This window comes from Frondihabitans cladoniiphilus (assembly GCF_039544345.1).
GTDB lineage: Bacteria > Actinomycetota > Actinomycetes > Actinomycetales > Microbacteriaceae > Frondihabitans > Frondihabitans cladoniiphilus.
This window is the reverse complement of the sequence record NZ_BAABLM010000004.1, coordinates 19,585-40,722: the sequence shown is the minus strand read 5'-3', so window position 1 is coordinate 40,722 and position 21,138 is coordinate 19,585. Positions and strand designations below refer to the sequence as shown.

The window sequence follows — 21,138 nt, the reverse complement described above, 5'->3', positions numbered from 1 at the left end:
GGTCCGTGGTCACCGCTCTGTATCGCCGTTATCGGCCTGAGAACTTCGCCGAACTCATCGGCCAGTCCCAGGTCACCGATCCGCTGCGCACCGCCCTCCGCACCAATCGCGTGAACCACGCCTACCTCTTCAGCGGTCCGCGAGGCTGCGGCAAGACCACGTCGGCCCGAATCCTCGCCCGCTGTCTCAACTGCGCCGAGGGCCCGACCGACACGCCCTGCGGCGTCTGCCCCAGCTGCGTCGAGCTCTCGCGTGACGGCGGCGGCTCCCTCGACGTGGTCGAGATCGACGCGGCCAGCCACGGCGGTGTCGAAGACAGCCGCGACCTCCGCGAGCGGGCCATCTTCGCTCCCGCCCGCGACCGCTACAAGATCTTCATCCTCGACGAGGCCCACATGGTCACGGCTCAGGGCTTCAACGCCCTGCTCAAGATCGTCGAAGAGCCGCCCGAGCACGTCAAGTTCATCTTCGCGACGACCGAGCCCGAGAAGGTCATCGGCACGATCCGCTCGCGCACCCACCACTACCCGTTCCGCCTGGTGCCCCCGGCCCAGATGCTCGACTACGTCCAGCAGCTCATCGAGACCGAGAAGATCACCGCCGCTCCCGGCGTCCTCTCGTTGGTGGTCCGCGCCGGCGGGGGCTCGGTGCGCGACACGCTGTCCCTGCTCGACCAGCTCATCGCCGGCAGCGAGAACGGTGCCATCGAGTACGAGCGGGCGACCGCCCTCCTCGGCTACACGCACGCCTCGCTCCTCGACGGGGTCGTCGACGCCCTCGGCACGCGCGACGGTGCCGCCGCCTTCGCCTCCGTCGACCGCGTCATCCAGACCGGGCAAGACCCGCGGCGCTTCGTCGAAGACCTGCTCGAGCGCCTCCGCGACCTCATCGTCGTCGGCGCCACGACCGAGGGTGCCGGTGCGGTCCTCCGCGGGGTGACGCCCGAAGAGCTCGAGCACCTCGCCCAGCAGTCGCACGCCTTCGGGCAGGCCGAGCTCTCGCGTTCCGCCGATGTCGTCAACCGGGCGCTGACCGACATGACCGGTGCCACCTCGCCTCGTCTCCACCTCGAGCTGATGATCGCGCGCGTGCTCGTCCCCGAGAGCGACGAGACCGAGCGTGGTGCCCTGGCCCGCGTCGAGCGCCTCGAGCGTCGCGTCGGGGTGTCCGGGCCGACTTCGGGCGCCGTATCCGGCGCGGCGGGTTCCGGTGGCGCGAGCGCTCCTGCGCCTGGCGGCGCGTCGTCCTCGGGGGCTTCCACGGCCGCTCCTCGGGCGACGGCACCGGCCGCCGCCCCGCAGCGTGCCACGGCCCCGCAGCGCGCGACGGCCCCGCAGCCCTCCACTGACACGGCGACTCCCGTCGTCGACGCCGCGGCCTCGGCCACGGCGTCCTGGTCGACGGCGGCGCCCGCTGCGCCTGCAGCGGCCGCGCCTGCGCCTGCTTCGTCGGGAGCGGCGCCAGCGTCCTCGGCGGCAGCACAGCCGAGCGAGCCCGCTCCTCCGACGGCAGCGCACTCGGCGGCTTGGGCGCAGCCCGTCGACGCCCCCGCGGCTTCGTCGGCCGCCGGTCCCGTCACACTCCAGCAGTTGAAAGACGCCTGGCCGGAGATCCTCGAGATCGTCGAGAAAGACAAGCTCTCCGCTTGGATGGTCGTCGTCACGGCCACCGTGCGTGCCTTCGCCGACGACGTGTTGACGCTGAGCTTCCCCAGCCACAACGACGTCGAGACCTTCAAGAAGCCGCAGGGTGCCGGTGAAGGGGTCAGCGAACACCTCCGTCGCGCGATCCAGCAGCTCCTCGGCATCCGGGTCAAGTACATCGCCCGCGTCGAGCGTCCCGAGGAGGGCGGCGTTCCCGCTGCGGCGCCTGCTGAAGCTTCTGCGGCGTCTGCCGAGGCCCCGGCCGCCTCTCCTGCGCCCGCTTCCGCGCCCGTTGCTGCGGCACCGACCGCCGTCGCTCCGTCGTCCCCGGCTCCGTCGTCCCCTGCTCGGTCGGCCGCTGCGCCGTCGGCCCCCGCGGCCTCGGCCCCTGCTTCGTCGGCCCCCGCGGCGGCGGCGCGCCCGGCGCAAGCCGCTCCGGTGTCGTCGACCCCGGCGGCCGCCCCCGCACCCACCACCGGCTGGGACGTCGCGCCGATCCCGCAGTCGGCACCGCCCGAGCCCGACGAGCCCGAGTACATCACGGAGGAGCCCGAGGGCGGAGTGCCGCCCGTCGACCTCGAGCCGGCGCCGGCCGCGGCCGTGCCGGTGCCCGCGACCAGTGCGGCGCCAGCGGTGTCGGGTGGGGGAGCGGCAGCAGCCGCGCCGTCCGCCCCGACGTCGGGTGGTGCATCCCCCGTCTCGGCTCCCGGTCGGCCCGCGGCTCGCCAAGCGGGCGGCAGCGTGCCGCAGAACTCGCGCTACGGTGAGGCCGTCGTGCGCGAGATCCTCAACGCCCGGTTCATCGACGAAGAGACCATCGCCCCGAAGGTGACGCCCCAGGCGGCCCCGCCTGCCGAGAGCTACTGAGAGCAGTCGCCATGTACGAAGGCATCGTCCAAGACCTGATCGACGAGTTCGGCCGGCTGCCCGGCATCGGGCCGAAGTCGGCTCAGCGCATCGCGTTCCACATCCTGCAGACCGAGACGTTCGACACGACCCGGCTCGCCGAGCTGCTCGTCGACGTCAAGACCAAGGTGCGCTTCTGCGACATCTGCGGCAACGTGACCGAAGAGGCCACCTGCTCCATCTGCCGCGACCCCCGCCGCTCGCCCGCCACCATCTGCGTCGTCGAAGAGGCGAAAGACGTCCAGGCGATCGAACGGACACGCGAGTTCCGCGGGCTGTACCACGTGCTCGGCGGCGCGATCAGCCCGATCGACGGCATCGGCCCTGACGATCTCCGCATCCGTCAGCTCGTGCAGCGTCTGGCCGACGACACCGTACAAGAGGTCATCATCGCCACCGACCCGAACCTCGAGGGCGAGGCGACCGCCACGTACCTCTCGCGCATGCTGGCCCCGTTCGGCCTCCGGGTCACGCGGCTCGCCTCCGGGCTGCCGGTCGGCGGCGACCTCGAGTACGCCGACGAGGTCACGCTCGGTCGTGCCTTCGAGGGGCGGCGGCTCGTCAGCGAGTAGCCGGCCCTCGGTGCGCTGCTCGGCCCTCGGCCTCACGGGGTGACCCGACGCGGTTCGGCCATGGTGCCAGCGCCGCGGACATGGGTACATGGCCAAACCGCGTCGCCTCGCTTCTCTTGTGGCTCTCGCAGCCGAAGGGAGTTATCCACAGATCGAGCTCCGGGCCCGAGTGCAAGCGCCGCTTCAGGCACCCTCGACTCATGGATCCATTCGCGCCGGGCTCTGACGGCCTCCTCCGCCGTACCGACTTCGTCCGCGCCGGCCGCAACGACCGCGCTCTCCGCCGAGCCGCCGATCGAGGAGCGCTGGTGGGGCTCGTTCCCGGAGTGTTCATTGCGGCCGACACCTGGCACGCTGCCGGTGCGGGTGAGCGGCACCTCCTCCGTGCAGCGGCGGTGGCGGACCGTCTCGGGCCCCTGGCCGTCTTCTCGCACGCCACCGCATCGGCCGCGCACGGGTGGTCGCACCTCTCTCCGTGGCCCGAGGTCCCGGACGTGACCGACCCCACCGTCCGCCGATCCCGGACCGGTTCGACGATGCGCACACACGCCTTCCCTCTCGCCGGTACTGACGTCGACGCGCTGGACGGCCTTCCTGTCACTGCCGCCGGGCGCACGGCCGTCGACCTCGCGGCATCTCTCCCGTTCCGCGATGCCGTCGTGAGCCTCGACAGTGCGCTCGCGCCGGCGGGCCCTGCGGTGGCCGGCCGTCAAAGGGCTCGCAAGACCGTCCTCACGCTCGAGGCGTTCGACCTCGCCCTCGAACGCCGGCTTCCCGTCCGCGGCCACAACCACGTGGCGCGGGTCCGGGCTTTCGCCGATGGGTGCTCGGGGTCGGTCGGCGAATCACTCAGTCGTGTCGTCATGCAGGAGCGAGGCTGGCCTCCCCCGATACTGCAGGAGCCCTTCGTCGACGCCTCGGGAACGATCGGTCGGGTCGACTTCTGGTGGCCCGAGTTCGGCGTCATCGGCGAGTTCGACGGCGCGGTCAAGTACTCGCGCGCCGAATACCTGGGCGGGATGACACCGGCGCAGGCGGCCGTGAGAGAGAAGCGGCGCGAAGATCGGTTGCGGGCGCATCCCCGGGTCCGCGGTTTCGCCCGGTGGATGTGGGACGACATTCACAACACCGAGCGCTTCGCAAGGGTGCTGGCCGCCGCGGGCCTGCCCGTCCGGTGACCCGACGCGCTTCGGCCACGGTGCCAGCGCCGCGGACGCGGCTGCATGGCCGAACCGCGTCGCCTCGCCTCCGCCCCCGCCGCCGCCCGCGCCGCTCCTAAAAACGGGAGGCGGGCGGCCGCAGCCGTAACACCCTCGAAACGTCCAATAGAATTGCGGGCACCCGCGGCGCCGTGCCGCACCCGACCCAGGAGACGACCCCCGTGAGCTTGATCGTGCAGAAATTCGGCGGATCGTCGGTTGCCGACGCCGAGAGCATCAAGCGGGTCGCCAAGCGGATCGTCGAGACGCGCAAGGCCGGCAACGAGGTCGTCGTGGCCGTCTCCGCCATGGGCGACACCACCGACGAGCTCCTCGACCTCGCCCACGAGGTCTCTCCGATGCCCGGCGGGCGCGAGCTCGACATGCTCCTCACCGCGGGCGAGCGCATCAGCATGGCCCTCCTCGCGATGGCCATCCGCAGCCTCGGCGTCGAAGCCCGGTCATACACCGGCAGCCAGGCCGGCATGATCACCGACGCCCAGCACGGCAAGGCGCGCATCGTCGACGTCACCCCCGGCCGCATTCGCGCCGCCCTCGACTCGGGCGCCGTCGCTATCGTCGCCGGTTTCCAGGGGTTCAACCGCACCACCGGCGACATCACCACGCTCGGCCGCGGCGGCTCCGACACGACGGCCGTGGCGCTGGCGGCGGCGCTCCAGGCCGACGTCTGCGAGATCTACACCGACGTCGACGGCATCTTCACCGCCGACCCCCGCGTCGTGCCCTTCGCGCGCAAGATCGACCGCATCACCAGCGAAGAGATGCTCGAGCTCGCGGCCGCCGGTTCCAAGGTGCTGTACATCCGTGCCGTCGAGTACGCCCGACGCCACGGCGTGACGCTGCACGTACGGTCGTCGTTCAACAACAACGAGGGCACGCTCGTCGTCAACCCGAAAGAGGGAGAGAACGTGGAAGAGCCGATCATCTCGGGCATCGCCGGAGACCTCAGCGAAGGCAAGATCACCGTCGTCGGCGTGCCCGACAAGCCGGGCAAGGCGGCGCAGATCTTCCGCACCGTCGCCAAGACGGGCGCGAACATCGACATGATCGTGCAGAACGTCAGCGCGGCCGCCACGAGCCTCACCGACATCTCGTTCACCCTGCCGAAGTCCGACGGAGCGACCGTCATGCAGGCCCTCGAGTCCGAGCGCGGCGAGATCGAGTTCTCGAGCCTCCTGTACGACGACCAGATCGGCAAGCTCGCCCTCGTCGGTGCCGGCATGCGCACCAACGCCGGCGTGAGCGCGAAGCTCTTCAACGCGCTGTTCGAGGCCGGCATCAACATCGAGATGATCTCCACCAGCGAGATCCGCATCTCGGTGGTCACCCGGGCCGACACCCTGAATGACGCCGTCCGCGTCGTCCACACCGCCTTCGGCCTCGACGCCGAAGCGGTCGCCGTCGTCCACGGCGGCACCGGTCGCTGACGCGGCCTCCCGAACCCAGACACCCAGGCACAGGAGAGAACACCATGGCTGAAGGACTCCGCATCGGCGTCGTCGGAGCGACAGGTCAGGTCGGCAAGGTCATGCGCGACCTCCTCGAGGAGCGCGACTTCCCGATCTCCGAGATCCGCTTCTTCGCGACCGCCCGCTCGGCCGGCACGACTCTGCCGTTCCGCGGTGTCGACGTCGTCGTCGAAGACAGCGCGACCGCCGACCCCAGCGGCCTCGACATCGCGCTCTTCTCCGCCGGGGCCACCGGTTCGCGCGTCCAGGCGCCTCGCTTCGCGGCCGCCGGCGCCCTGGTCATCGACAACTCGAGCGCCTGGCGGATGGACCCCGACGTACCCCTCGTCGTGAGCGAGGTCAACCCGCACGCGATCGACCAGGCGACCAAGGGCATCATCGCCAACCCGAACTGCACCACCATGGCGGCCATGCCCGTGCTCAAGGTCCTGCACGCCGAGGCCGGCCTCAAGCGCCTCATCGTCTCGACCTACCAGGCCGTCTCCGGCAGCGGCCTCGCCGGTGCCGAAGAGCTGCTCGAGCAGGCGAAGGCCGCGGTGTCGCAAGACCTCATCGGCCTCGTGCGCGACGGCGGCGCCGTCTCTTTCCCCGAGCCGGTCAAGTACGTCCGACCGATCGCCTTCGACGTGATCCCGTTCGCGGGCAACCTCGTCGACGACGGCCTGGACGAGACCGACGAGGAGAAGAAGCTCCGCAACGAGAGCCGCAAGATCCTCGAGATCCCCGACCTCCTCGTCAGCGGCACCTGCGTTCGCGTCCCGGTCTTCACGGGTCACTCCCTGTCGATCAACGCCGAGTTCTCGTCCGAGCTCACGGCCGCCCGCGCGAAAGAGCTGCTCTCGAGCGCCGAGGGCGTCGTCCTGACCGACGTGCCCACGCCCCTCGAGGCGGCCGGCCAGGACCCCAGCTTCGTCGGCCGCATCCGCCAAGACGAGGGCGTTCCCGGCAACCGCGGCATCGCGCTCTTCATCAGCAACGACAACCTCCGCAAGGGCGCCGCCCTCAACGCCGTGCAGATCGCCGAGATCGTCGCGGCTCGGAGGCTCGCTGCGGCCTGACGCACCCGGGCACAGAACCGAAGAGCAAGCAGAAACGGGGGATGCACGGGCCGAGCGGCCCCGTGCATCCCCCGTTCTCTCTGCCCCTACTCGCTGGGCTGCTCGCGCCGACGCCGCCGGACGGCGAGCACCCCGACCCCTCCCGCAATGAGCGCCAGCGCACCGGCCAGGACAGGAAGCGGCTCGGACCCGGTGAAGGCGAGGCGCTTCGGGAGTGCGGCGTGCTTTGACGACTTCGCTGCCGTCGAGGTGTCGCCCCGGCCGGCGGACGTACCGGTGCCGGTGCCCGATCCCGTTCCGTCGGATCCGCCGGAGCCGCTGCCGGAGCCTTCCGAACCGGTTCCGGGGCCCGGGTTCGTCGGGGTGGTGACAGTCAGGGTGAACGAGGTCGGAGTGCTGCCCAGGCCGCTGACGGAGTGGAAGGCGACGGCGAAGAGGTCGTTCGCGCCCTCCTTCCAGGTGTTCTCGTGGCGGCAGCTCCAGGCCCCGTCGCCGCCGACGATCTCGGAGGTGCAGACGGCGACCCCGTCGACGGTGCCGCTCTCGAAGACGCGCACGATGCTGCCGGGGTCGGCCGTTCCCGAAAGGGCGCCCGTCGTGGAGTCGAGGGTCGTGGTGCTCACCGCCGGCGCGGCGGGAATCGCAGCCGGGTCGGGAGCGACGACGGTCGCCTCGGTGGTCGGAGAGACCTGCTCGGCGGCGTTCCGGGCCACGGCGTGGATCGTGTGTGCGCCGGGGGAGAGCGGATCGAAGCCGGTGCACTCCCAGTTGCCGTCGGGGGAGACGGCGGTAGCGAAACAGAGCGGTTCCCACTCGTCGAAGACGTCGACGACGGTGCCCGGCTCGGCCTTGCCGCGGATCGGACCAGTCGGGGCGTCGAGCGTGGTCGACGTGACCGTCGGGGCGTCGGGCGCCTTCCGCGTGACCACCTGGAAGACCGTCGGCAGGTTCGACGGGATCGACGCCGCGACGCCGAGCAGGTACGCGTTCAGCCCGGTACCGGTGTGGAGGTAGAGACCGTTCGCCGGTGAGGCGGAGTCGTCCACGCGGAAGACGAGCCCGCCGACGCCGGCCTCCGCAGTGAAGAGGGCGCACGACGAGCCGTCGCCGGCTACCTGGACCGGCACGAAGGGCAGGATCGCGGCGATGGCTTTCGGAAAGCAGGTGTCGTCCATGACGATCGGCGCCGTCTCTCCGATGCCGGGAAAACTCAGATCGGTGCCGTTGCCGGCGTTGACCGCCCAGGCCCGGTTGCCGCCGGGCTGATCGGAGAGACCGAGGAAGCCGACGCCCCCGAGGATGCGGAGCGTGCCGGACTCGCTGCGGGGCGTGACGGTCTCGGCGTGCGACGGAGAGGCGGAGAGAAGAAGGGGGGCGGCGAGGGCTGCGGCCAGGCCGGCTGCTGCGAGGGGTGGGATGGTCACGAAGAGCTTTCGAGTCGGGGGCTGCGCAAGTCAATATACGCAATATCAGATCCATCTCGAAATCGAGACATCTCGTGCCGCGCTCGTGCCCTCGCGCGTAGAATCGATGGGTGACCAGTGCAACGGAGCCAATCGACGTCGCCCTCATCGGTGGGGGAATCATGAGTGCGACCCTGGGGGCTCTGCTCAAGCAGCTGCAGCCCGAGTGGTCCATCGAGGTGTACGAGGCGCTGACCGACGTCGCGCTCGAGAGCAGCAACCCCTGGAACAACGCCGGCACCGGGCACTCCGCCCTCTGTGAGCTGAACTACACGCCCGAGAAGGCCGACGGCTCGATCGACATCACCAGCGCGGTCAAGGTCAACGAGCAGTTCCAGATCTCGCGCCAGTTCTGGTCGTTCCTCGTCGGCGAGGGCGATCTCCCCGAGCCCGATCACTTCATCAACTCCACCCCGCACATGAGCTTCGTCTGGGGTGCGGCCAACGTCGAGTACCTGCGCAAGCGGTCGGAGGCCCTCGAAGGCCACCCGCTGTTCGCGGGCATGGAGTTCAGCGACGACGTCGACGTCATCCGCCAGTGGGCCCCGTCGCTCATCCCCGGTCGAGCCAAGAACCAGCCCATCGCCGCCACGCACATCCTCGCAGGCACCGATGTCGACTTCGGCTCGCTGACGCGCAACCTCTTCGACTACCTCACCAAGAGCGGTGTCGGCCTGCACCTCGGGCACACCGTCACGAACCTCACGAAGAAGCGCGACGGGTCGTGGCGGGTCGACCTCGCCGTCGGGGCGACTTCCGAGCCGCACACCGTCAACGCCAAGTTCGTCTTCGTCGGTGCCGGCGGCGGCGCCCTGCACCTCCTGCAGAAGTCGGGCATCCCCGAGATCAAGGGCTTCGGCGGTTTCCCGGTCAGCGGCGAGTTCCTGCGCACCGACAACCCCGAGGTGGTCGCGAAGCACCAGGCGAAGGTGTACGGCAAGGCATCGGTCGGTGCGCCGCCCATGTCGGTGCCGCACCTCGACACTCGAGTCGTCGACGGCAAGGCGAGCCTGATGTTCGGCCCCTACGCCGGATTCAGCCCGAAATTCCTCAAGACCGGCTCGTACCTCGACCTGTTCAAGTCGATCAAGCTGCACAACCTCTACCCGATGATCCGCGTGGGTCTCGCCAACATCGACCTGGTCAAGTACCTCGTGGGTCAACTCCTGGCCTCCAAGACCGCCAAGTTCGACGCGCTGCGGGAGTTCATGCCCGACGCCGACCCCAAGGACTGGTACCGCATCACCGCCGGTCAGCGGGTGCAGGTCATCAAGAAGGACGCCGAGAAGGGTGGTGTGCTGCAGTTCGGCACGGAGGTCGTGACGGCGAAGGACGGCTCGATCGCGGGCCTCCTCGGAGCGTCTCCGGGAGCATCCACCGCCGTTCCGATCATGCTCACCGTGATCGACAAGTGCTTCCCGGCGAAGAAGGCCGAGTGGGCGCCCAAGCTCAAGGCCATGATCCCGACGGTGGGTCAGCAGTTGGCGGCCGACGAGGCCAAGGCCGCGGCGACCATCGGGGCCACGGCAGAGGCGCTCGGCATCCACGCCTGATCCCTCCAGCGACACACCCCCCATTTGAGCCGCATTCGGGGCACAAATCGGCGTGATCTGAGCGGTTTGGCGGGCCCGTGTCCCCTGGTAACGGGGTACACCGACTCGTGCCGCTGCGGCATACTTCTTGGAGGCCGCATTCGCTCGAACGCAGGCCCCGTGCCGACGCCGAACGAAGGAGGACGTGTGCTGCTCGGGCTTCCCAACCACCTCGCTCCTCAGAGTTCCGCCCGTGCGATCGCTCGTGCCTGCCACGCCATCGCACTGGTCCTCCTCGCCGCCGGGGCGATCGTCCTCCTCTGCGCCCAGCTCTCCCGGAGCTCGCTCATCCTGTGGCCGGCGCTCCTCGCCCTCCTACCCATGGTCGGCCTCGTCCTCCTCGTCGAGCGGGTCCGTTCGACCCTGTCGACCATCGCCTACCTCGTCATCGGAGGGGCGGCCGTGTACGTGTACGCGGTCACCGTCCTCTCGCAGATCTCATCGGTCAACTCCTCCGACGCGTTCACCGTCGCCCTGCCGAAGCTCGCCCTCGTCATGGTCGGCGGCAGCGGCGCCTCGTCCCGCCGCGGGCCCCTCTGGGCCACCGTCGGCCTCATCGCCGGCGAGGTGGCGACGCAGATCGCCGTCGCCGAGACGGGATCCCTCCCTCGGGTCGACGTCACGACCCTTCTCGGGTACCTCCTGATCATGATCACCATGGGGGGATCGCTCGTGGCGCGAGAGCGGGCCTACCGGGAGCAGCCCAACCTGCATCGCGCGGCCCGCGAAGAGCAGATGTCCACGATGCGACTCGAGATCGAGCAGCAGGCCTCCGCCCTCGTCCACGACACGGTCCTCAGTCACCTGGCCGCCATCTCGCTGGCCGAACCGGGTCCCCTCGATCCCGCGCTCCGTACCGCGATGCAGGAGGACCTCTCGACCCTGGTGGGTCAGGAGTGGTTGAGCGAGGCCGAGGCCGACGTCGACGCCGCGCACCGGGGGTGGGACGAGAGTCCCCTCGCTCTCGCCGTCGAGCAGGCTCGCCGGCAGGGTCTCGAGGTCGCCGTGACCGGTGACGTCTCGGCCATCTCCCGGCTGAACCCGGCACGCGGAACCGCTCTCGCCCTCGCCGCCACGCAGTGCTTCGCGAACGTCCTCAAGCACTCGGGCACCACCAAGGCCGAGCTCGTCACGTTCTCGTCCGACACCGACGTGACGGTCATGATCATCGACGACGGCGTCGGATTCTCCGAGACCGAGACTCCCAGCGATCGGCTCGGGGTGCGCAACTCCATCCGGGCGCGGATCGAACGCGCCGGCGGCACCGTCCAGATCTGGTCCCAGCCGGGCAACGGCACGTCGGTCATGCTGGGTCTCCCCGCCGATCGATCCCCGCTCGCCCGGCAGTCCGCGCCCGGCACCGGTCGCGAGCCCGAACGACCGTCCGGTCCGTCGTATCCGGAGAGCGCCGCGTGAGCGGCCGCGAGGCCACCGCTCAGCAGACCGATCCCCTCGGAGCCCTGAACCAACGGCCCATCACGCTCCTCCTCGGTGTCTTCGCGGTGCTGCTGCCGATCTTCCGCACGCTGACGAGCCCCGACCCGCATCCCGACATGCGCCTCTCCATCGCGGCGATTCTGCTGGTCGCGGTCGGCGGGGGGATCCTCGCGATGGCGTCGAACCCGTATCGTGCCCCGTTCACGCGCCGCAGCTTCTCGCTCGTCGTGTTCTGCGGCATCCTCGCCATGATGGCCGAGGGAGCGGCGACGGCCGGCCGGGACCTCATGATCCGAGACGACTGGGGCACGGTCGTGATCGGCCTCCTGCTGCTGGCGGCATCCCCGTTCCGGCCCAGTCGCGAGATCCTCGTAGCCACCCTCGCCTCCGTCGTGTGCGTCGGGGTGGTCGTGGCGGCAGAGTCTCCCACGTTCGCGACGAAGGCTCCGGCGTTCCTCTACGTCGTCATCGGCATCACGCCCGTTCTGGCTCTCGGGGTCGGCTCGGCCGTGTACTCGTCCACGTTCGTGCACCTCGTCGACCAGTGGTTGACCCGGGCCCGGTTCCTGACCGACGAGAGCGCCCACGAGATGCGTCCCGGCATCGCCCGCTCCGTTCAGCAGGATCGGGTGACCGGCCTGAACCGCGAGGTCGTGCCACTGTTCTCCGAGCTCGTCGAGCGCGGGGCCGTGACCGAAGAAGACAGCCGCAGGGCCCGCCATGCCGCCGACGCGATCCGGCAGCGCATCGTGTCCGAGAGTGACAGGAGCTGGCTGGAGCAACTGCTCCTCGACGTGTGCCCCGACGGGAATGCAGGGACCATCACCGACCGAGGGCATCTCGCCGATGGGATGACCACCGACCAGCGGACCGCCATCCGGGCGTTGGTGGGTGCCACGAGCCGAGATCCCTCAGCCCGGCAGTCGACTCTCGGAATCGCCCTGCACGACGACGAACCCCTGGTCCGCGCCCTGATCCGCATCGAGCGCCCCGGTTCCGACACCGCCGTCCGCCAGCTCTACGCCCCCTATTTCGCAGTCCTCCGCATCCTGTTCCGCGACCTCCAGGTCGATGTGAACGGCTCCCTCCTGACATTAAGGTTCTCTTATGACCAGCACTGACCCGAACGGTATCCCCGCCCTCAGGTCCGGCCCCGGGCGCAATATTCCCGTCGCTTCATGGAACTCGGCCACCCCGGATCCCACCGCGCCCAGCCAGCGTCGGGTCCGTCTGGCGATCCTCGACGACCATGAGGTGCTGCTCGACAGCCTCTCGAGCTGGATCAACGTCAACGCCTACGATTTCGACCTCGTGCTCACCGCCCACACCTGGCTGCAGCTCGTCCACAGCGACAACTTCCCGACCGACCTCGTCTTTCTCGACTTCCAGTTGAAGGAGCCGGTCTCGATCGAGGCGCGGGTCCGCACCTGCCGAGCCGCGGGGGCCAAGGTCGTCGTGCTCTCCAGCCTCGACACCCGGGAGTCGCGTGAGCGGGCCCTCGACGCCGGTGCCTCCGCGTTCCTCTCGAAGGCGCTTCCGATGCGCGAGGTCATGGACGCAGCACGCCAGGTCATGGGCGTGGCCCGAGACAGCGCTCCTCAGCGCGATTGGCGTCCCCTGCCCGTCGGGGCGGCCAACCAGTCGCGGCCGAAGCTCAGCGCCGGCGAGGCGGAGGCGTTCCGTCTCTACGTCTCGGGCTTCAGCACCAACGAGGTCGCGCAGCAGATGAACGTCCAGTACGAGACCGCGAAGACGTACCTGCGTCGAGTCCGCGAGAAATACGCCAAGGCCAACCGGCCGGCTTCGAAGAAGGCGGAGCTGATCCGTCGCGCGGCGGAGGACGGCTACCTGCAGTAGGCGGGGGCGCGGCGACCGGCCGGAGGAGGAGTGCGGCGGCCGGCCGGAGGAGGAGCGCGGCGACCGGCAGCAGCGGGCTGTACTAGCCTCGTCAGGTGGCCAAACTCTATTTCCGCTACGGCGCCATGAACAGCGGCAAGAGCACCGCTCTCCTGCAGGCCGCGTACAACTACGAAGAGCGCGGCCAGCAGGTCCTGCTGGCCAAACCCGACACCGACACCAAGGGCGACGACCAGATCGTCTCCCGGCTCGGGGTAGCCCGGTCGGCCGACGTCATGATCGGTTCGAGCGACGACGTCCTCGAGGTCTTCGCCGCCGCCCGCGACCGGGTGCACGAGACCATGGGGACCGACGTCGCGTGTCTGCTCGTGGACGAGGCCCAGTTCCTGACGTCGGTCCAGGTCGACGATCTCCTCCGCATCGCGATCACGCTGGGCATCCCCGTGCTCGCTTACGGGATCCGGACGGATTTTCGCACCAAGGCGTTCCCCGGCAGCGCACGCTTGCTCGAGGTGGCGCACTCGCTCGAAGAGCTCAAGACCATCTGCCGGTGCGGACGCAAGGCCGTCTTCAACGCCCGACTCATCGACGGACGCTTCGTCTTCGACGGCGATCAGGTGGCCATCGACGGCGCCACCGTCACCTACGAGTCGCTCTGTGGGGCCTGCTACCTCGACGAGAGCGGCGGCGTCCTGGCCTGAGGTCGGGACGGGGGTCCTGGCCTGAGGTCGTGCGGCGCCCGCCAAGCCTGTAGCCGGGGCCCCGCCGGTCAGTGCGCCTGGATCTGCACGTGCCCCTGCTCGTCCAGCTCGGTCACGGTCGCGCTCGTGACGGTGCCCCCGGCGAGGGTGACCGTGCATTCGAAGCTGATGCTCGTGCCGACCGGCTCGGCCGCGGGGCAGGCCACGGAGGCCGGGCTCGCCTTGAGCGTCGCCGCGTAGGCCTGCGACAGGGCACTCTGCGCCTGCGCCTGGGAGTAGACGTAGCTGCCGTCTCCCGAGGGGGAGACGACGGCGACCTGGGGGAGCTCGGCGAACGTGTCGCCCGTCCCTTGCGCGCCGGACGATCCTGGCGCGCCGCCGAGGGGCGTCCCGCCGAGGCCGGTGCCTCCGAGACCCGTGCCTCCGAGACCCGTGTCGATGCCGAGCTTCGCGGCCGCGTTCCGCGCTGCGAGTCCGTGCTCCAGGCCGCTGACGAACGAGGGCGTCGCGCCCACGATGTAGAGACCGGCCAGGACGAGCGCCACGATCGCCGCAGTCCGCCCGATCGCGGGCAGGCCCCAGCGGGCCAGCTCGTTGCCCCGGACGATGCCGACGACCGCCAGCGGAAGGGACGCCAGGAGGAGGCCGACCACGACGAGAGCGACGACGGCGACGAGGATGCTCGCCCCACTGCCGGGCGCCGTGGTTCGAGCCGATTCATAGCCCCTCACTCCGCCCATCACGCCGAGCCCGAGGACGGCGAAGAGGACGAACGTCAGCGCGAGCCGGCTCGGTCGGTTGGTGGGAGCGGGCCCGAGCGTCGGGCCTCCCGGCGGGAAGGCGCGAGTCGGGACGAGCGAGGCCGGGGCCGGCGGATAGGCCGGAGCATGGGCGACCCAGGCGGCCGGCGGGGTGAATCCGCGTCCGGGGGAGTGCGGGACGCCCTGGACGACGCCGGGGCGGATGGGGGCGCGCTCCGGCTCCCTCGTCGCTTCGCGTAGGCTCCGGCGGGTCGGGAGGAGGGCCTCGGTCGAGCCGGATGAAGCGGTCGGGCCGGGTGTTTCGGCAGGGGCGTCCGCCAGGGTCTCGCGGGTCCACTGGTCGCCGTCCCACCAGCGATACGGTGCGGCCGACGTCGGGTCCGGGTACCAGCCCGGAACCGGACTGACGGTGCTGATGTCGCTCACGGTTCTCCCCTGTCCAACGCACCTCCCACGGTAGGCAAAGGCTCGGGCTCTCGGCAGCCCCACTCCTGGTGTCAGTAGCGTGGGGGCATGAGCACACCGCACCAGGATTCCGCTTCCCTCCCCTCCGTTCCGTCCTCCGTCACCGCCGTCGTCGGCGGCCGCGTCGTCCCCGTCGTCGGCGATCCGATCGAGGAGGGCACCGTCGTGATCGTCGACGGCGTCATCACCGAGGTCGGCTCCGGAGTCGTCGTGCCCGAGGGGGCCACCGTCGTGGATGCGGCCGGACGCTGGGTGGTGCCCGGCTTCGTCGAGGCGCACGGTCACGTGGGCATCCACGAGGAGGCGAACGGCGCCGCGGGCAACGACACAAACGAGATGACCGACCCCAACACGGCGGGCGTCCGGGCGCTCGACGCCATCGACATCGACGACGAAGGCTTCCGCGACGCCCTGTCCGGCGGCATCACGAGCATCGTCGTCAAGCCGGGCAGCGGCAACGCCATCGGTGGTCAGACGGTCGCGATCAAGACCTGGGGCGGCCGCACCGTCGACGAGCAGGTCATCAGCGAGTCCGTCAGCGTGAAGAGCGCGCTCGGCGAGAACCCGAAGCGGGTCTACGGCTCGAAGGACAAGCTGCCGTCGACGCGCATGGGCGTGGCTCTGGTCATCCGCCAGGCCTTCGAGGACGCCCGCTTCTACCAGGCCAAGCGTGACGACGCCGCGGCGAAGGGCGAGCCGTTCCGTCGCGACCTCCGTCTCGAGACGCTCGCCCGGGTGCTCGACGGCGAGCTCGCCTGGGATCAGCACACGCACCGCCACGACGACATCGCCACGGCCATCCGCCTCTCGGAAGAATTCGGCTACCGTCTGGTCGTCAACCACGGCACCGAGGGCAACAAGCTGGCCGCCGTCCTGGCCGAGAAGAACATCCCCGTCATCTACGGGCCGCTGTTCACCTCGCGGTCGAAGGTCGAGCTGCGCGACCGGGCCATCTCGAACCTGGCGGAGCTCGCGGCCGCCGGTGTCACCGTCGCGATCACCACCGACGCCCCGGTGGTGCCGATCAACCTCCTCGTGCTCCAGGCCTCGCTCGCGGTCAAGGAGGGGCTGCCGCCGAAGACGGCTCTCGAGGCGCTGACCATCAATCCGGCGAGGATGCTCGGTCTCGACTCGCGCGTCGGCGCCCTCGTTCCCGGGCTCGACGGTGACGTCGTGATCTGGTCGGGCGACCCCCTCGACGCGACGAGCCGGGCGGAGCACGTCCTCATCGCCGGCAAGACCGTCTACACGTGGGATGCACCCGCCCACCGTGGCCGGACCGTGGAGCGTTTCCCCCGCCCCTGACAGTGCCTCTGTCCGCAAATGGCGAGTGATTTGCGCGGCTGCCGCGCCATTGCGCGGCGGTCCGGGGCCTGCCGGGCCGATCGCTCGCGATTTGCGCACCACCCCCAGGGACTGGGGAGCGAGGTTCATTCGCGTCGCCCGGAGGGCGAGCCATAGGGGAACGAGAAATGGCCCCGCCCAAGACGGCGGAAGGGGATTTATTCGCGTCGCCCGGAGGGCGAGCCATAGGAACACGAAATAAGGCCTCACCCGAAGGGTGAGGCCTTATTTCGTGTCGGGGTAGCGGGATTCGAACCCACGACCTCCTCGTCCCGAACGAGGCGCGCTACCAAGCTGCGCCACACCCCGATGCCAGTTGCGTGAAGCACCTGACTCGGTCTTCGTCCGCCCGAGGGCGTCCGAAGCGACTCCAGAAGTTTAGCCCATGTTTCGTGCGGTCAATGTCACGAGGACCGCTTCGGGTCGGCACGCGAACCGGAAGGGTGCGTAGATGGAGGTCCCGAGCCCTGCGGACACCTCGAGGGCGGCCTGTCGGAAGGCGTGGTTCCAGGTGCTGAGACCGGCCACCTGCCCGCGCGGGATGTCGCAGTTGGTCACGAGGGCGCCGTAGCCGGGCAGACAGACCTGGCCGCCGTGGGTGTGGCCCGCGAAGATCAGGTCGGCACCGTTGGTGACGAACGAGTTGAGGACTCGCTGGTAGGGGGCATGGGTGAGGCCGATGGAGACGGATTCGGGGCCGTCTTCGTCCTGCCAGCCGACGTTCTCGCGCAGGTCGTCGAGGGCGCCGGGGATCTTCTCCAGGCGAGCCCAGCCTCGGTGCGCATCGTTGACGCCGAAGAGTTCGAGCCGCGACCCCCTGATCTCGAGGGCGCGCGCGGTGTTGTTGAGGTCGAGCCAGCCGTACGACTCGAACGAGGCCGTGAGGCGGTCGTTGTCGAGCATCACCGGGGTCTTGGGGGCTCGACTCGGGCCGCCGAAGTACGTGAGCGGACTCTTGAACATGGGGGCGACGTAGTCGTTCGAGCCATGGACGAAGACGCCGGGGATGCCGCTGAACGGTTCGAGGGCGTAGTCGACGGCGTCGTAGGCGTCGACGTGACCGAGGTTGTCGCCGGTGTTGACGATTAGATCGGGCTCCATGACCGCGAGTCCGCGGATCCAGTCCTGCTTCTCGGTCTGCCACGGGGCCATGTGCAGGTCGGAGAGGTGGAGCACCGACAGTGGGCGCGAGCCGGGCGGGAGAATGCTCAGGGTCTCCCGACGGAGGGTGAACCGATTGCGTTCGACCAGGGTGCCGTACGCTACGGCGCCCACTGCGGCCACGGTGGCGATGCCGGCGGCCACGAGGGCCGCGTCACCGCCTCGGGACGTGCTGGAGGGACTCACGAGCAGGTACCGGGGTCCTTCCCGTCGGTGGTGCCGCTCACCTGGAGGGCGATCGCCGTGTCCTTCGAGGCCGAGCTGCCGCCCGACGGGGTCGAGGACAAGACCGAGCACTGGGCGTTGTTCTGACCCTGGGCGAAGGTCACGGTCACCTTCGTGGGGTCGAAACCGGACGATTGGATGCTCGACAGAGCGCTCTTCAGCGGTTGACCGGTCACGGTCGGCACCGAGGCGGCCTGCGAGCCGTCGCTCGAGTAGACGGTGATGTAGGCGCCCTTCGAGACGATCGAACCGGCGCCGGGGCTGCTGCTCTGCGCGTCTCCGGCCGGCTGGCTGCCGGCCTGGGTGCCGCCGTCGGTGTAGTTGAGTCCGGCGCTCTTCAGCGTCGCCTGCGCCTGGTCGGACGTCTGCCCGGAGACGTCGGGCACGGAGATGCCGTTTCCGCGGAGCATCGCCTGGCTGACGGTCGGGAACGCGCCGCCCTTGTAGACGGTGTCGTTGACCGTCTGCACGGCCTTGAAGAAGGCGGACCTGCTGGCCGCGTAGGTCGTGCCGCGGTGATTCGGGCTCGACTTCAGCCGGAGGCTCGTCTGCTTGCCCGAGGTGTCGCCCATCCAGACGACGGTCGTGAGGGCCGTGCTCGAGCCGATGAGCCAGATCTGGTCGGCGTTGTTGGTCGTCCCGGTCTTGCCGAACTGGGGGATCGAGTCGTTGGGCTTGGCGCCGACCGCCGTGCCGTGCGTGAACACGCCTTGCATGGCGTTGACGACTGCTGCCGCCACGTCGGGGGAGACGACCTGCTTGCAGTCCTGGGACTGGCCGGCGAGCTCGTTGCCGTTGGGGCCGATCGCCTTGTCGACCATGATCGGGGCGCAGTACTTGCCCCCGTTGGCGATCGTCGCGTAGGCGCTCGCCATGGTCAGCGGAGCGATGTTGTTGGTGCCGAGCACGGACGCCGGAGTGTCGCTGAGCTCCTTGGTCTTGCGCTCGTCGGCGAGGTGGACGCCCATGCTCTCTGCGGTCGTGCGGATGTCGCAGAGGTCGAGCTCCTGAGCCATGGCCACGTAGGCCACGTTCACCGAGTCGGCAGTGGCGGTCAGGATGTTCATCGTGCCGCCGAGGTTGATCTCGTCGTTCTTGGGGTTGTAGCCGCTCGGGAATGCCGACGAGACGGTGGATCGGGTGACGCCACAGGTCGTCATCGGCGTGATCGGCCTGCGCGTGGCGTTCACGGTCTCGTACAGCCCGTGCCCCTTGTTCAACCAGTCGACCAGAGTGAAGAGCTTGTACGTCGATCCGGTCTGGAAGCCCTGCGAGCTGCCGTAGGCCTGATCGGTGCTGTAGTTGATGGCCGTGGCCGTCGAGTCTCCCTCGACCTGCGAGTACGTCTTGTTCTGGGCCATCACGACGATGCGTCCGGTCGACGGCTCGATGGAGTCGACGACGGACCCGAGAGCGAAGCGCGACTCGGTGTTGGGGGCGTAGCTGTCGAGCTGGCCCTTGGCACTCGCGGTGAGGTCGAGGTTCAGGGTCGTGTGGACCTGGTAGCCACCCGTCTTCCAGTTCTTCTCCCGCGTGGAGGCGTCGCTCCCGAGGAAGGAGAAATTCTTGACGTTCTGCTGCACGTAGTCGCAGAAGTACTGGGCGCCGGGCCACGTCACGGCCGCGCAGCCGTTCGTCGGCGGCGTCAGCACCACGTAGTCTCCGGGCTTCGCGGCCACGGCGGCGTCGTAGTCGGTCTTCGTGATGCTCTTCTCCTGCAGCATGCTGGCGAGGATCACGTTGCGACGGGCGACGTTGGCGTCGTAGTTCTTCGGCGTCGAGAGGTTTCGCGACGTCGGGTACTGGACGATCGCGATGAGGCTGGCGGCCTCGACGGGCGAGAGGTCTTTCGCCGTCTTGTTGTAGTAGTGCTCGGCCGCGGCTTCGACGCCGTAGGCCTGATCGCCGAAGTACGCGATGTTGAGGTACGCGAGGAGGATCTGGTCCTTCGTGTACTTCTTCTCGAGGCCGATGGCGAGCTTCATCTCCTGGAGCTTGCGGGAGACGGTCTCGTCGGTGGCGTCCTGGACGGCGGAGGCGCGGTCCGCGGCGTTGCTGATGTTCTGCGCCTGGGCCAGGCGGATGTTCTTGACCAACTGCATCGTCAGGGTCGAACCACCGCCTCCCGCGCCCAGTTCGCGACCGGAGACGGTACCGAGGCCCGCGCGGACGATCGAGGTGAGGTCGACTCCGCCATGCTCGTAGAACCGGCGGTCTTCGCCGTCGACGGCGGCGTTCTTGAGGTTGACGGAGACGTCGTCCCACTTGAGGTTGACGCGGTTCTGGTCGTACAGCGTGGCGAACTCGACCTGCTTGCCGCCCTGTTGGGCGTAGAGGGTGTTGCGCTGCTGGAGCTGGCCGATCGAGATGTACTCGGGGAGGTTGTTGAAGATGCCGATCGAAGAGGATGCCGTGACGCTTCCGACGGCGAGAGCGGGTGTCACGCCGATGGTGACGAGGAGGCCGGCGATCGCGCTGAACCCGACGAAACCGAGGACGGCTCCGAGGACAGACGTAGGCCTCTTTTTTTGGGCAGACATAGGATCAGGGTAAGTGATTGCCTGACATAACTACTGAACGGACGCCGAAGATGGTCCTCTGGGAGTACTTCACCGCCCCCCTGATCGTGCACAACACCACCGCGATCCTCAACAATTTCGGATCGGAGGGATGGGAGCTCGTGCAAGTGCTCCAATCTCCCGAGGGAGGCCTCGTGGCCTACCTCAAGCGTCCCGTGCAGGCCGCCTGATGGGCGCCGAAGAGCAGGGGATCGAAGCCCGCCTGACCGAGCTGGGGCTCCGCCTTCCCCCCGTGGCCGCACCCGCCGGATCCTACGTGCCCGCCGTCTTCTCGAAGGGGGTCGTCTACACCTCGGGGCAGCTGCCGTTCGTCGACGGCGCGCTCCCGGCGACGGGCAAGGTCGGCGACGGCCCCGGCCTGGTGTCGCCCGCCGAGGCCCAGACGTATGCCGGCTACAGCGTGCTCAACGCCCTGGCCGCGGCGAAATCGGTGATCGGTTCCCTTGATCGCATCACGCGCATCCTCAAGGTCACCGGTTTCGTGTCGTCCGACCCGGGCTTCTTCGGACAGCCCAGCGTGATCAACGGGGCGTCGGACCTCCTCGCCCAGATCTTCGGCGACCGCGGGCACCACGCTCGAAGCGCCGTGGGCGTGGCGGTGCTGCCGCTGAACTCGCCCGTCGAGGTCGAGCTGGTCCTCGAGGTCGAAGAGCACCACTAGGCGCCAGAAGAGGAGAGGGCCGGA

17 protein-coding genes and 1 tRNA gene are annotated in these 21,138 nt (G+C 69.4%); 13 read left to right on the top strand and 5 right to left on the bottom strand.

Features of this window, described 5'->3' with window-relative positions; translation table 11 throughout:
- The first annotated feature begins 5 nt into the window (after nucleotides 1–5).
- From ABEA39_RS11160 to ABEA39_RS11140, 5 genes are all read left to right on the top strand, one after another.
- Nucleotides 6–2,510, top strand: coding sequence for a DNA polymerase III subunit gamma and tau (locus ABEA39_RS11160; protein WP_345375954.1), 2,505 nt, complete (start codon nucleotides 6–8; stop codon nucleotides 2,508–2,510).
- Between the two features lie 11 nt (nucleotides 2,511–2,521).
- Nucleotides 2,522–3,121, top strand: a complete 600-nt coding sequence (gene recR, locus ABEA39_RS11155) for a recombination mediator RecR (RefSeq protein WP_345375953.1) — start codon at nucleotides 2,522–2,524, stop codon at nucleotides 3,119–3,121.
- 200 nt (nucleotides 3,122–3,321) lie between these two features.
- Nucleotides 3,322–4,299, top strand: a complete 978-nt coding sequence (locus ABEA39_RS11150; protein WP_345375952.1) for a hypothetical protein — start codon at nucleotides 3,322–3,324, stop codon at nucleotides 4,297–4,299.
- Nucleotides 4,300–4,502: 203 nt separating this feature from the next.
- Nucleotides 4,503–5,768, top strand: a complete 1,266-nt coding sequence (locus tag ABEA39_RS11145) for an aspartate kinase (protein ID WP_345375951.1) — start codon at nucleotides 4,503–4,505, stop codon at nucleotides 5,766–5,768.
- Nucleotides 5,769–5,812: 44 nt separating this feature from the next.
- A complete protein-coding gene (locus tag ABEA39_RS11140) occupies nucleotides 5,813–6,868 on the top strand; it encodes an aspartate-semialdehyde dehydrogenase (RefSeq protein ID WP_345375950.1) in 1,056 nt (351 codons plus the stop codon).
- Between the two features lie 86 nt (nucleotides 6,869–6,954).
- Here ABEA39_RS11140 and ABEA39_RS11135 read toward each other — a convergent pair whose 3' ends face one another.
- Complete coding sequence (locus ABEA39_RS11135) at nucleotides 6,955–8,292, bottom strand: LPXTG cell wall anchor domain-containing protein (RefSeq protein WP_345375949.1); 1,338 nt, start codon at nucleotides 8,290–8,292, stop codon at nucleotides 6,955–6,957.
- Nucleotides 8,293–8,402: 110 nt separating this feature from the next.
- Here ABEA39_RS11135 and ABEA39_RS11130 point away from each other — a divergent pair, with 110 nt between their 5' ends.
- From ABEA39_RS11130 to ABEA39_RS11110, 5 genes are all read left to right on the top strand, one after another.
- Complete coding sequence (locus tag ABEA39_RS11130; protein WP_345375948.1) at nucleotides 8,403–9,884, top strand: malate:quinone oxidoreductase; 1,482 nt, start codon at nucleotides 8,403–8,405, stop codon at nucleotides 9,882–9,884.
- A 186-nt stretch (nucleotides 9,885–10,070) separates the two neighbouring features.
- Nucleotides 10,071–11,339: a sensor histidine kinase gene (locus tag ABEA39_RS11125; RefSeq protein ID WP_345375946.1), complete on the top strand. Its 1,269-nt coding sequence runs from the start codon at nucleotides 10,071–10,073 to the stop codon at nucleotides 11,337–11,339.
- Complete coding sequence (locus tag ABEA39_RS11120) at nucleotides 11,336–12,481, top strand: hypothetical protein (RefSeq protein WP_345375944.1); 1,146 nt, start codon at nucleotides 11,336–11,338, stop codon at nucleotides 12,479–12,481. Before ABEA39_RS11125 ends, ABEA39_RS11120 begins: the two co-directional genes overlap by 4 nt.
- Complete coding sequence (locus tag ABEA39_RS11115; protein WP_345375943.1) at nucleotides 12,468–13,217, top strand: response regulator transcription factor; 750 nt, start codon at nucleotides 12,468–12,470, stop codon at nucleotides 13,215–13,217. The genes ABEA39_RS11120 and ABEA39_RS11115 overlap by 14 nt, the downstream gene beginning before the upstream one ends.
- A gap of 95 nt (nucleotides 13,218–13,312) precedes the next feature.
- Nucleotides 13,313–13,918 carry a thymidine kinase gene (locus tag ABEA39_RS11110; RefSeq protein WP_345375942.1) on the top strand — a complete coding sequence of 202 codons (606 nt, stop codon included), beginning with the start codon at nucleotides 13,313–13,315 and terminating at the stop codon, nucleotides 13,916–13,918.
- Between the two features lie 68 nt (nucleotides 13,919–13,986).
- Here the strand turns inward: ABEA39_RS11110 and ABEA39_RS11105 are convergent, their stop codons facing one another.
- On the bottom strand, nucleotides 13,987–15,105 hold the full coding sequence (locus ABEA39_RS11105; RefSeq protein ID WP_345375941.1) for a DUF4333 domain-containing protein: 1,119 nt from the start codon (nucleotides 15,103–15,105) through the stop codon (nucleotides 13,987–13,989).
- Nucleotides 15,106–15,192: 87 nt separating this feature from the next.
- Here ABEA39_RS11105 and ABEA39_RS11100 point away from each other — a divergent pair, with 87 nt between their 5' ends.
- The gene (locus ABEA39_RS11100; protein ID WP_345375940.1) at nucleotides 15,193–16,449 is read left to right on the top strand and encodes an amidohydrolase; all 1,257 of its coding nucleotides are present in this window, start codon (nucleotides 15,193–15,195) and stop codon (nucleotides 16,447–16,449) included.
- Between the two features lie 274 nt (nucleotides 16,450–16,723).
- Here the strand turns inward: ABEA39_RS11100 and ABEA39_RS11095 are convergent.
- From ABEA39_RS11095 to ABEA39_RS11085, 3 genes are all read right to left on the bottom strand, one after another.
- Nucleotides 16,724–16,797, bottom strand: a tRNA-Pro gene (locus ABEA39_RS11095).
- Nucleotides 16,798–16,866: 69 nt separating this feature from the next.
- A complete protein-coding gene (locus ABEA39_RS11090) occupies nucleotides 16,867–17,835 on the bottom strand; it encodes a metallophosphoesterase (protein WP_425556958.1) in 969 nt (322 codons plus the stop codon).
- Nucleotides 17,832–20,414, bottom strand: a complete 2,583-nt coding sequence (locus ABEA39_RS11085) for a transglycosylase domain-containing protein (protein ID WP_345375939.1) — start codon at nucleotides 20,412–20,414, stop codon at nucleotides 17,832–17,834. The genes ABEA39_RS11090 and ABEA39_RS11085 overlap by 4 nt, the downstream gene beginning before the upstream one ends.
- Nucleotides 20,415–20,464: 50 nt before the next feature.
- Here ABEA39_RS11085 and ABEA39_RS11080 point away from each other — a divergent pair, with 50 nt between their 5' ends.
- On the top strand, nucleotides 20,465–20,623 hold the full coding sequence (locus ABEA39_RS11080) for a DUF4177 domain-containing protein (protein WP_459076809.1): 159 nt from the start codon (nucleotides 20,465–20,467) through the stop codon (nucleotides 20,621–20,623).
- On the top strand, nucleotides 20,623–21,114 hold the full coding sequence (locus tag ABEA39_RS11075) for a RidA family protein (protein ID WP_345375938.1): 492 nt from the start codon (nucleotides 20,623–20,625) through the stop codon (nucleotides 21,112–21,114). Before ABEA39_RS11080 ends, ABEA39_RS11075 begins: the two co-directional genes overlap by 1 nt.
- Nucleotides 21,115–21,138: the final 24 nt, after the last annotated feature.

What these genes read in the sequence shown, in the direction of transcription:
- recR (WP_345375953.1), top strand. Translation starts at nt 2,522, where the DNA reads ATGTACGAAGGCATCGTCCAAGACCTGATCGACGAGTTCGGCCGGCTG.
- ABEA39_RS11150 (WP_345375952.1), top strand. Translation starts at nt 3,322, where the DNA reads ATGGATCCATTCGCGCCGGGCTCTGACGGCCTCCTCCGCCGTACCGAC.
- ABEA39_RS11140 (WP_345375950.1), top strand. Translation starts at nt 5,813, where the DNA reads ATGGCTGAAGGACTCCGCATCGGCGTCGTCGGAGCGACAGGTCAGGTC.
- ABEA39_RS11115 (WP_345375943.1), top strand. Translation starts at nt 12,468, where the DNA reads ATGACCAGCACTGACCCGAACGGTATCCCCGCCCTCAGGTCCGGCCCC.
- ABEA39_RS11100 (WP_345375940.1), top strand. Translation starts at nt 15,193, where the DNA reads ATGAGCACACCGCACCAGGATTCCGCTTCCCTCCCCTCCGTTCCGTCC.
- ABEA39_RS11085 (WP_345375939.1), bottom strand. Translation starts at nt 20,414, where the DNA reads ATGTCTGCCCAAAAAAAGAGGCCTACGTCTGTCCTCGGAGCCGTCCTC.
- ABEA39_RS11080 (WP_459076809.1), top strand. Translation starts at nt 20,465, where the DNA reads ATGGTCCTCTGGGAGTACTTCACCGCCCCCCTGATCGTGCACAACACC.
- ABEA39_RS11075 (WP_345375938.1), top strand. Translation starts at nt 20,623, where the DNA reads ATGGGCGCCGAAGAGCAGGGGATCGAAGCCCGCCTGACCGAGCTGGGG.